Origin of the sequence: Microbulbifer mangrovi, from assembly GCF_002009015.1 — a bacterium.
Classification (GTDB): Bacteria; Pseudomonadota; Gammaproteobacteria; order Pseudomonadales; family Cellvibrionaceae; genus Microbulbifer; species Microbulbifer mangrovi.
In genome coordinates, this window is sequence record NZ_LZDE01000315.1 from 25,562 (window position 1) to 35,444 (window position 9,883).

Below are 9,883 nucleotides of genomic sequence, written 5' to 3' on the forward strand. Positions count from 1 at the left end.
CCGGCCTCGGCCGGTGGATCAAATTCTGGTCTTGGGAGTCGGGAGCGCCGGGTTAGCGGCGCGATTCCATCATCTCGATAAACTGATCGAACAGTGGCGCCACGTCGTGGGGGCCGGGGCTCGCTTCCGGGTGGCCCTGGAAGCTGAAGGCCGGCTTGTCCTTCAGACGAATGCCTTGCAGGGTGCCGTCGAACAGAGACTTGTGGGTAACTTCAACGTTGTCCGGCAGGGAATCCATATCCACCGCAAAACCGTGGTTCTGTGCGGTGATCATCACCTTGGTGGTGTTGAGGTCCTGCACCGGGTGGTTGCCGCCGTGGTGGCCGAATTTCATTTTTGCGGTCTTGGCGCCAACGGCCAGACCCAGCAACTGGTGCCCCAGACAGATGCCATAGGTGGGCAGGCCGGTTTCGAGAATTTCCTTGATCGCCGCAATCGCGTAGTCGCAGGGCTCGGGGTCGCCGGGGCCATTGGACAGGAAGACGCCGTCCGGATTCATTGCCAACACTTCAGACGCTGGGGTCTGTGCGGGCACTACGGTGATATCACAGCCACGATCCACCAGCATGCGCAGGATGTTGCGCTTCACGCCGAAATCATAGGCCACCACTTTGTAGGGCTGCGCCGCCGGCGCCGGCTTGTGGCCCTGGCCCAGCTCCCAGGTGCCTTCGTTGAAATCGTACTTCTCTTTGGTGGAAACCACCTTGGCGAGATCCATGCCCTTGAGGCCGGCGAACGCTTTGGCCTGGGCCAGTGCCGCGTCCTTGTCGATGTTGTCACCGACTACGATGCAGCCGCTCTGGGCGCCTTTATCGCGCAGGATCCGGGTCAGGCGGCGGGTATCGATATCCGCGATACCCACAATGTTGCGCGCCTTGAGGTAATCCTCCAGGGACTGCTCGCTGCGGAAGCTGCTGGCCAGCAGGGGCAAGTCGCGGATCACCAGACCGGCAGACCAGATCTCGGCGCACTCTTCGTCTTCAGAGTTGGTGCCGGTATTGCCGATATGCGGATACGTCAGGGTAACGATCTGACGGGCGTAGGACGGGTCTGTCAGGATCTCCTGATATCCAGTCATGGAGGTATTGAAGACTACCTCGCCAACAGTTGAGCCTTCGGCGCCAATGGCGCGACCGTAAAACTCACTGCCATCGGCGAGCACCAGCAGTGCCGGGGTGGTGCTGGGCATCAGGGATTCCGGCGTGGGAACAGCGTTGTTCAATTCAATCTCCAGTCGTCTAGAACAGCTTCCGGGCGGGGTGAGAGGGCGCGCTTTTACCGGCGCGACCAGTGCAGTTTCAGGTGTAACCTGTTACCGGATGCCTTTTATAAAAAAGCGAGATGAAACGGCTGCTTCATCTCGCTTTTTTATAAGGTTATTCGCGGTCGGCTCACTGAGGCTTTCACCTGGGCTCTCACTGTATGGCCGGGCAGCCAGTTTGGGCTATGCGGGCGGGATATTCCGCCACGTCCGGCACTTTCAAAAGCCTGGGAGCCACGGGCCCTGCGACCGGATCTGGAGGAAAACAGAACCTTCCGTCAGATCTAAATGGTGCGGGCAACTAAGGTGGGACCTTCCCAAGCCGGGCGCAGATTCTACGGGAAATCGGCACTGATCGCCAGTACAAATTTACGCCATATGGTGTATTAAGCACACTTCCCGTGCCGCACCCCAAACCGGACCATTAAGGCCCGGGAGGGAAGCACTCGTTACACGGGAACCCGCCACTGCCCCCAGGAAATGAGGGAGCGTTTATCACCAGCGGTCAATTCACCTGGCGACTCAGGCGAAACAGGCTGTTGCCCATTTTCAGTTCCGCCCGATCCAGTCTGGTTTTGTTCAGCTGCAGCGCCATATCGGCTCCACTGCCGGCAAACTCGACCATACCGCCGAGAATCGCAAACCGGTTGACGTCGCTCACGGTCAGCACCGGGAAAAATTCCAGCGCCCCCACCGCCTTTGCCATACGCTCCGCATCCATGTCGCCCATCACCACAATCTGACAACTGCGCGCGCGCAGCATCTCGCCGTCATTGACCTGCTCCAACGCCACCAGGCGTCCCTGTACCCGGTGCCGGTGCAGCCGCGCGGTCAGCGGCGCAACCAGCTCATCCTCACCCATCACACAGATACGGAAGGGGGCAGCAGAACCACTGAATACCTCGATCGGCCACTGCAGGTGGTGAGCGAAATGGACGATGTAGTCCACCATGACCTTGCGTCCCAGGTCGGTATCGGAAAGATGGCCCGACGCCTCGGCGCGCAGGGATGGTGACAGCGAGACACACAGAGCCAGCAACAGTCGAGCTGCGGTGCGAAGGGTGTTACAGGAAGTGCGATACAGACGGCGCCGCCTGCCGTGAATCCGGGCTCTTGGGCAGGGAATAATTGTGAAAGCTGACTTCAACATCTTAGGGGGTCACCGGCGCACTTGAGAGTGTCCCGCAGCCGGCGAATCGGCTGCAGGGCTATCCCAAGGTTAGTACCGGCCCCTGCCACCCACCATGGATGAGCGGCAGCGGCGCGCCAGAATCTGGCGCGGGAACGGATCCCCCCAGTCAGTCAGTAATTGGTGACTCCACAGAGGTGATCGCCGGGCGCCATTTGAGCGCCTTTTCGATCGCCAGAATCATTGAGCCCGCTACATCCTTGCGGGTGGCACTCTCGATGCCCTCGAGTCCCGGCGAGGAATTTACTTCCAGCAGCAAGGGGCCTTTCTTGGAACGGATGATATCCACACCCGCGACCTTCAGGCCCAGCACCTTGGCCGCCTTGATCGCCAGTTTGCGCTCTTCCGGCAGCACCTTGACCACGGACGCAGTACCGCCCTGGTGGATATTGGCCCGGAATTCACCCGGCGCCGCTTCACGCTGGATGGCGGCAAATACCTTGCCGTCCACCACAAACAGGCGCAGGTCCTTGCCCTGGGCCTCGCGAATAAACTCCTGCACCAACAGGTTCACTTTCAACGATTTGAAGGCATTGATCACGGACTCTGCGGCCTTGCGGGTTTCCGCCAGCACCACCCCGCGGCCCTGTGTGCCTTCCAGCAGCTTCACGATCAGCGGCGCACCGCCCACCATTTCGATCAACTCATTGGTATCCATGGGCGAGTTGGCGAAACCGGAAATCGGGATATTCAGCCCACCCTCCTGCAGCAGCTGCAGCGAGTAGAGTTTGTCACGGGATTGACTAATGGCCGAGGCACCATTCAACGCATACACCCCCATGCTCTCAAAGTGGCGGGTCAGGGCGCAGCCGTAGAACGTCATACTCGGTCGAATACGCGGGATGATGGCGTCCAGATTATTCAGGATCCTACCGTCGCGGTAATGAACCTCTGGCTCGGCGGAATCCAGCTTCATATAGCACTGGCGAATATTCAGGAAGGTCATACGGTGACCGCGCTCGGCGCCGGCTTCCATGATTCGCTGGTTGCTATACAGGTCCGGGTTGGACGCCAGCACACCAATACGCAGGCCGGTACCGGCCATGTGGTGTTCGTCGTGGTAGTACTCCTCCAGCTGACTGGGCGGCATTTCGCCGAGACAAAAGCTCTCGGAGGGATCCACCAGCATGCGCCCCATCATGGCCTCGCGGCCGAGCAGCATGCGATACCCCATGGAATCGCGGTTGGTCAGGGTGAGCTCGATATCCCACACGCTGCCGCCGATACTGATACTGGTTTTGATCACCAGGCGCTTTTCCGAATCACCGGATGAACTGCGCACGGTACGCTTGTCCAGCACCCGCGCTTCACAGCGCACTCGCGGACGCCGCAAGTTCTGCAGTGGGTGCGCCTCAAAACTCACCCAGGGCTCACCGCCGCGATTGAATTGCTGGATGTTATACGCATGCAGACAGGAGGTCTTGGCTCCGGAATCGACCCGCGCCTTGATGGCGGGAATACCCAGCCCCGGGAATGCACACCACTCTTCACTGCCAACGATGATTTTCTTGTCCAAGCAAATGCTCCTGAAAGATTGGCCCGGTTATTTGCCGGGATTAATTGCCTGTTACGTTTACTTTAAAGCCAGAACATCGCGCATATCGTAACGACCCGCTGCGCGACCATTCAACCAGACCGCAGCGCGTACTGCGCCGCGGGCAAATGCCAGCCGACTGCTGGCCTTGTGGGTAATTTCAATGCGCTCGCCATCGGCGAGGAAGGAGACCGTGTGCTCTCCCACGACATCGCCGCCGCGCACGGTGGCAAAGCCGATGGTCTCGCGTTCGCGGGCACCGGTCTGCCCTTCGCGGCCGTACACTGCCACCTTCGACAGGTCGCGGCCAAGGGTGTCGGCAATAACCTCCCCCATGCTGAGCGCGGTACCGGAGGGGGCATCCACCTTGTGGCGGTGGTGAGCCTCGACAATCTCGATATCCACATCGTCGCCCAGTACACGCGCCGCAGTTTCCAGTAAGTTAAAGCAAAGATTCACGCCGGTAGAAAAGTTGGTGGCGAAACACAGTGGGGTCTTGTCCCCGGCACTCAACATCTGCGCTTTTTGATCCGCGTCGAACCCGGTGGTACCGATCACAATGGCCTTTCCCTGCTCGGCGCAGTAGGCGGCATTGTCGATAGTGGCCAGCGGTGCGGTGAAATCGATCAGCACATCGAAGTCCGCCTGTTCCAGGCTGTCGACGATGGCGAGGCCGTTGCGCCCCAGACCGGCAACTTCACCGGCATCCGCGCCCACCAGGCTGGAACCCGGACGCACGATGGCGGAAGACAGCTTCGCGGTGCCGTCCTCTTCAGCCTGTGCCAGGGCCTCTGCCAGCACCCGGCCCATGCGCCCCCCAAATCCAGTGATTGCTACTTTTACTGCCATATCCACCGCCATTGCTGCTCTCCTTCGGGCCGGGCTTGAAAGGCGCGGATTCTACCCCGGTTTCCATTGCGGGCAATACCTGAAGCCGGCCGGTTCACGCCCAACAACATAACAGACCACTGACCGCTGAGTACGCCTTGCGGCGCCGCATTCCTCTACTAGGCTTTAATTATTCCGTAGATTGGAGCGCCAACCATGTCCCCTGAGTCTCGCCACCCCTTCTGGTCCTCGTTTTGCGCTGCGCTGTTCGCCCTTCTACTGTTTACCGTGATATCCACCGGCAAGGCCGTGGAGTCCACCACCGGTCTGGGGGATGATTTCTGGGAAAAGTACGATGACATTGCAGACTGGGTTTCCCTGCGCCTGAAACTGACGCCAGAGCAGGAAGACAAGGCGTTACCGCTGATGGAGAAAAACTTCGAGCTACAGCTGAATATTCTCAAGGATTATGGTTTCGCCCAGGGCAAGATGCCGAAACTGACACGGGAACAGAAGGAAGAACTGGACGCGAAGATCATTGCCGTACGCGCCGCCACCAGGGTGGAGATGGTTAAAATTCTGAATGCCGAGCAACTGGAAGAGCTGAAAAAGATCCAGCAGGAATACCATGACGAGTTCCGACGCAGGCTTAACAAGAACTGACGCAAGGCAAAGAGTGAGGAAAACTTAGGGAAGGATGGATGGTAAACCGGGAGCGCTACCGCGCCCCCGGAGCAGGCAAATTTAACCGCGAATCAGCTCGAGCAGCTCTTCGGTCTTGGCCTTCATCAATGCTTCGTCCCCACGGGATTCCACATTCAGGCGCACCACCGGCTCGGTATTGGACATACGCAGGTTGAAACGCCACTCATCAAAAGCCACGCTCAATCCATCCACATGTTCGACGCTGACCGCGTCTGCCGCATACTTTTCTTCCGCCGCTTTCAGCAGCGCTTTGGGATCTTCCACCTTGGAGTTGATCTCGCCACTGCACGGGAAGGCCGCCATACGCTCACCCACCAGCTGGGACAGAGACTTGCCACTGCGGCTAACCAGCTCTGCAACCAGCAGCCACGGAATCATGCCGCTGTCGCAGTATGCAAAATCACGAAAATAGTGATGCGCACTCATCTCGCCGCCGTAAATCGCATCTTCCTTGCGCATACGCTCCTTGATAAACGCATGACCGGTTTTACTCTGCACCGGCACACCACCGGCATTTTTCACGATATCTTCTGTATTCCAGGTCAGGCGCGGGTCGTGTACCACTTTGGCTCCGGCGTGCTTAACCAGGAAGGCCTCGGCGAGCAGGCCCACCACGTAGTAACCCTCGATAAATTCACCGCTCTCATCAAAGAAAAAGCAGCGGTCAAAATCCCCATCCCAGGCGATACCGAAGTCCGCGCCGCTCTCGCGCACTGCTGCGGCAGTGGACTCGCGGTTTTCCGGCAAAATCGGGTTGGGAATACCATTGGGGAAATTGCCATCCGGCTCGTGGTGTACACGTACAAATTCAAACGGCAGGCTCGGGGCCAGGGCATCCACCACCGCACCGGCACCACCGTTACCGGCATTGACCACCAGCTTCAGCGGCTTCAGCTCCGCGGTGTCCACATAGCCCAGCAGGTGTTTTACGAAATCGTCACGATGGGCAAAGGTGTGCAGGTCACCGCGCTTTTCCACTGCGGAAAATTTGTTTTCTTCTGCCATGCGTTTGATATCCAGCAGACCGGTATCACCGCTGATCGGGCGCGAACCGGAACGCACAAACTTCATGCCGTTGTAGTCCATCGGGTTGTGGCTCGCGGTTACGCAGATACCGCCATCAAAGTCCCCGTGAAAAGTGGAGAAGTAAATTTCCTCGGTGCCGCACTCACCAATATGGTAAACGTCAGCACCCGCGTCGCGCAGGCCATTGGCCAGGGCATCGGTCAGTTCGCCACTGGTCAGGCGGATATCGTGCCCCACGACAACGCGGCGGGCATCGAGAAACTGGGCAAAGGCACGGCCCACTCGGTAGGCGACGTCGGTGTTCAGTTCATCGGGCACTCGGCCGCGCAAATCGTAGGCTTTAAAACAGGTTAATTCAGACATTCAGCCCTTCTCCCCAGGTAAATAGACATTCTTATAAACGTAATTCGTCGCTTCGATAAAACCGTCGACCGATCCACAGTCGAAACGGCGCCCCCTGAAGCGATAGGCCAGCACACAACCGCGCTTGGCCTGGGTCAGTAACGCATCGGTGATCTGCACCTCACCGTTTTTGCCCGGCGGCGTTTCGCGGATCAGATCGAAGATATCCGGTGTAAGCACATAGCGACCGATAATTGCCATGTTGCTCGGCGCATCCTCCGCCTTGGGCTTCTCCACCATATCGGTCACCTGATACAGGCCCGACTTGATTTCATTGCCGGCGATGACACCGAACTTGTGGATCTGATCCTCCGGCACCTCTTCTACCGCAACAATGCTGCAGCGAAACTGTTTATAGAGTTGCACCATCTGCCCCAGCACACCGAGTTCGTCATTCAGACACAGGTCGTCGGCCAGTACCACCGCAAAGGCCTCGTCCCCGATAAGACGCTGGCCCTGCAGGATCGCATCCCCCAATCCGCGCATTTCCCCCTGGCGGGTATAGGAGAAGCTGGCAGTGTCGATAACCTTGCGCACGCTGTCCAGCGCACGCTCCTTGCCGGTTCCGGCAATCTGGTGCTCGAGCTCGAAGTTGGTGTCAAAGTGATCTTCGATGGCGCGCTTACCGCGCCCGGTGACAAAACCGATCTCGGTAAGGCCCGCTTCAATGGCCTCCTCCACCCCGTACTGCACCAGTGGCTTGTTCACCAGCGGCAACATTTCCTTGGGCATCGCCTTGGTGGCGGGCAGGAACCGGGTTCCATACCCAGCGACCGGGAACAGGCACTTTTTCAGCATGACATCCCTCTCTGGACTTCGCGATCGGCGCCATCCCGCGCCGATTTTCGGCAACTTATCACAAAAGTATGGCAAGAATCAGTCCAAGCGCGCGATCACTTGTTACCGCGCGCCAACCCAGTAGTGGCGCGCCCCGCAAACGGTCAAGGGCTAATTGGGACAGTTCTGGTCACAAAAAGGGTTATGACTGACTGGACAAGCTATCCTTAGCCCTTAGAATGCCGGCTCGTGTAAAGATTGCCCAGAATCGGGGACCCAATGAGTAATTTTGTTCAAAAAAGCAGCTACACCCGCGAAGAACTCCTGGCCTGCGGCCGTGGTGAAATGTTTGGCCCGGGCAATGCGCAGCTGCCTGCTCCCAACATGCTGATGCTGGACCGCATCACCCACATCTCCAAAGACGGCGGCGAGTTCGGCAAAGGGGAGCTGATCGCCGAGCTGGATATCACGCCCGACCTGTGGTTCTTTGACTGCCACTTCCCCGGCGATCCGGTCATGCCCGGCTGTCTCGGCCTCGACGCCATGTGGCAGCTGCTGGGCTATTTCCTGGCCTGGAAAGGCAACCCCGGTCGCGGACGCGCCCTCGGTTGTGGCGAGGTCAAGTTCACTGGCCAGATCCTACCGACCAACAAGAAGGTCACTTACCATATCGAGATGAGCCGCTTGGTAGAGCGCAAACTGGTTATGGGTATCGGCAACGGATCCGTTTCCGTGGACGGCCGCGAAATCTATACCGCCAAAGACCTGCGTGTAGGCCTGTTCACCCGCACCGACAACTTTTGATCTTTCTGTCTGTCATAAATACTCTGGCAGACAGATAGAAACACTGTCATATAAAAAAATAACAATTCACTCTACAAGTTTTACTGGAGATCACTATGCGCCGTGTAGCCATTACCGGAATGGGCATAACTTCCTGCATCGGCAATAACACACAGGAAGTGCTGGCCTCCCTGAAAGAGGGCCGCAGCGGCATTCGCTACATGGAGGAGTACGCCGAACTGGGTCTGCGCAGCCAGATCGCCGGCGTGGTCGATATCGACATCAAGGAGCATATCGACCGCAAGCACCTGCGTTTTATGGGCGACTCCGCCGCCTACGCCTACATTTCCATGGCTGAGGCCATCGCAATGTCCGGCCTGGAAGAATCGGATATTTCCAACCCGCGCACCGGTCTGGTGATGGGCTCCGGTGGCACCTCCACCGCGGCCATCATCGAATCCGCGAACATCCTGAAAACCAAGGGTGTGCGCCGCGTGGGCGCCTTCCGCGTGCCTCAGGTCATGGGTAGTACCGTGTCTGCATGTCTGGCCACCCCATTCAAGATCAAGGGGGTGAACTACTCCATCTCCTCCGCGTGTGCCACCTCCGCACACTGTATCGGCAACGGTGCAGAGCTGATCCAGATGGGCAAGCAGGACGTGGTATTTGCCGGCGGCGGTGAAGAACTGGCGTGGAGCCTGACCCACCTGTTTGATGCCATGGGCGCACTGTCCTCCAAGTACAACGACACCCCGACCAAGGCTTCCCGCCCCTACGATGCCAACCGCGACGGCTTCGTCATCGCCGGTGGCGGCGGCTGCGTGGTTCTGGAAGAAATGGAGCACGCCAAGGCCCGCGGTGCGAATATCCTCGCAGAGCTGGTGGGCTACGGTGCCACTTCCGATGGCTACGACATGGTCGCACCCAGCGGTGAAGGCGCAGCGCGCTGCATGCAGCAGGCACTGGCCGGAATGGACGGCAAAGGCCTCGACGGCGGCGTCGACTACATCAACACTCACGGCACCTCCACCCCGGTGGGCGATGTCGCAGAGCTGCGTGCGATGAAAGAAGTGTTCGGAGACAAGGTGCCGGCATTTGCCTCTACCAAGTCCCTCACCGGTCACTCCCTGGGTGCTGCGGGCGTACAGGAAGCCATCTACACCCTGCTGATGATGCAGAACGACTTTATCGCCGCTTCCGCCAATGTGGAGACTGTGGACGAAGCTGCACAGGGTCTCGACCTGGTGACCGAGCTACGCAACACCGAGGTACGCCGTGCGCTGTCCAACAGCTTCGGCTTCGGCGGTACCAATGCCAGCCTGGTGTTCGACAAGGTCTGATTCCTGCCGCACATAAAAAAGGGCGAGCCGCACTGCGA

At 58.8% G+C, this 9,883-nt stretch carries 9 protein-coding genes and 1 pseudogene; 3 read left to right on the forward strand and 7 right to left on the reverse strand.

From position 1 onward, the window contains the following. Nucleotides 1-52: 52 nt before the first annotated feature. The 5 genes and pseudogenes from carA to dapB all read right to left on the reverse strand — a co-directional run bounded on the left by carA (nucleotide 53) and on the right by dapB (nucleotide 4,833). Entirely contained in the window at nucleotides 53-1,189 is a 1,137-nt protein-coding gene (gene carA / locus B4U49_RS10940) for a glutamine-hydrolyzing carbamoyl-phosphate synthase small subunit (protein ID WP_078084634.1), read from the reverse strand. A 577-nt stretch (nucleotides 1,190-1,766) separates the two neighbouring features. Further along, nucleotides 1,767-2,300, reverse strand: coding sequence for a YfiR family protein (locus tag B4U49_RS10945; RefSeq protein WP_078084635.1), 534 nt, complete (start codon nucleotides 2,298-2,300; stop codon nucleotides 1,767-1,769). Nucleotides 2,301-2,559: 259 nt separating this feature from the next. Then, nucleotides 2,560-3,480: a 30S ribosomal protein S6--L-glutamate ligase gene (gene rimK / locus B4U49_RS10950; RefSeq protein ID WP_239692588.1), complete on the reverse strand. Its 921-nt coding sequence runs from the start codon at nucleotides 3,478-3,480 to the stop codon at nucleotides 2,560-2,562. Between the two features lie 84 nt (nucleotides 3,481-3,564). Next, nucleotides 3,565-3,966 (reverse strand): annotated as a pseudogene (locus B4U49_RS19385) (ATP-dependent zinc protease family protein); the annotation flags it as partial. 57 nt (nucleotides 3,967-4,023) lie between these two features. Then, entirely contained in the window at nucleotides 4,024-4,833 is an 810-nt protein-coding gene (dapB, locus tag B4U49_RS10955; protein WP_078084643.1) for a 4-hydroxy-tetrahydrodipicolinate reductase, read from the reverse strand. Nucleotides 4,834-5,028: 195 nt separating this feature from the next. Here dapB and B4U49_RS10960 point away from each other — a divergent pair, with 195 nt between their 5' ends. After that, entirely contained in the window at nucleotides 5,029-5,475 is a 447-nt protein-coding gene (locus B4U49_RS10960) for a hypothetical protein (protein ID WP_078084637.1), read from the forward strand. Nucleotides 5,476-5,556: 81 nt separating this feature from the next. On the opposite strand, the gene B4U49_RS10965 is transcribed toward B4U49_RS10960, so the two are convergent. Together B4U49_RS10965 and galU are read right to left on the reverse strand one after the other, a co-directional pair. Beyond that, nucleotides 5,557-6,906: a phosphohexomutase domain-containing protein gene (locus B4U49_RS10965; RefSeq protein ID WP_078084638.1), complete on the reverse strand. Its 1,350-nt coding sequence runs from the start codon at nucleotides 6,904-6,906 to the stop codon at nucleotides 5,557-5,559. Then, nucleotides 6,907-7,743 (reverse strand): UTP--glucose-1-phosphate uridylyltransferase GalU, encoded by an 837-nt coding sequence (gene galU, locus B4U49_RS10970; RefSeq protein ID WP_078084639.1) that lies wholly within the window; start codon nucleotides 7,741-7,743, stop codon nucleotides 6,907-6,909. It abuts the gene before it with no gap. 258 nt (nucleotides 7,744-8,001) lie between these two features. On the opposite strand from galU, the gene fabA reads away from it, so the two are divergent. Further along, nucleotides 8,002-8,526 carry a 3-hydroxyacyl-[acyl-carrier-protein] dehydratase FabA gene (gene fabA, locus B4U49_RS10975; RefSeq protein ID WP_078084640.1) on the forward strand — a complete coding sequence of 175 codons (525 nt, stop codon included), beginning with the start codon at nucleotides 8,002-8,004 and terminating at the stop codon, nucleotides 8,524-8,526. A 95-nt stretch (nucleotides 8,527-8,621) separates the two neighbouring features. Next, nucleotides 8,622-9,845: a beta-ketoacyl-ACP synthase I gene (gene fabB / locus B4U49_RS10980; RefSeq protein ID WP_078084641.1), complete on the forward strand. Its 1,224-nt coding sequence runs from the start codon at nucleotides 8,622-8,624 to the stop codon at nucleotides 9,843-9,845. The last annotated feature ends 38 nt before the right edge of the window (nucleotides 9,846-9,883 follow it).

Excerpts from the sequence above, each read along its gene's own strand:
- galU (WP_078084639.1), bottom strand. The coding sequence starts at position 7,743 with ATGCTGAAAAAGTGCCTGTTCCCGGTCGCTGGGTATGGAACCCGGTTC.
- carA (WP_078084634.1), bottom strand. The coding sequence starts at position 1,189 with ATGCCCAGCACCACCCCGGCACTGCTGGTGCTCGCCGATGGCAGTGAG.
- fabB (WP_078084641.1), top strand. The coding sequence starts at position 8,622 with ATGCGCCGTGTAGCCATTACCGGAATGGGCATAACTTCCTGCATCGGC.
- B4U49_RS10965 (WP_078084638.1), bottom strand. The coding sequence starts at position 6,906 with ATGTCTGAATTAACCTGTTTTAAAGCCTACGATTTGCGCGGCCGAGTG.
- B4U49_RS10960 (WP_078084637.1), top strand. The coding sequence starts at position 5,029 with ATGTCCCCTGAGTCTCGCCACCCCTTCTGGTCCTCGTTTTGCGCTGCG.
- fabA (WP_078084640.1), top strand. The coding sequence starts at position 8,002 with ATGAGTAATTTTGTTCAAAAAAGCAGCTACACCCGCGAAGAACTCCTG.
- dapB (WP_078084643.1), bottom strand. The coding sequence starts at position 4,833 with ATGGCAGTAAAAGTAGCAATCACTGGATTTGGGGGGCGCATGGGCCGG.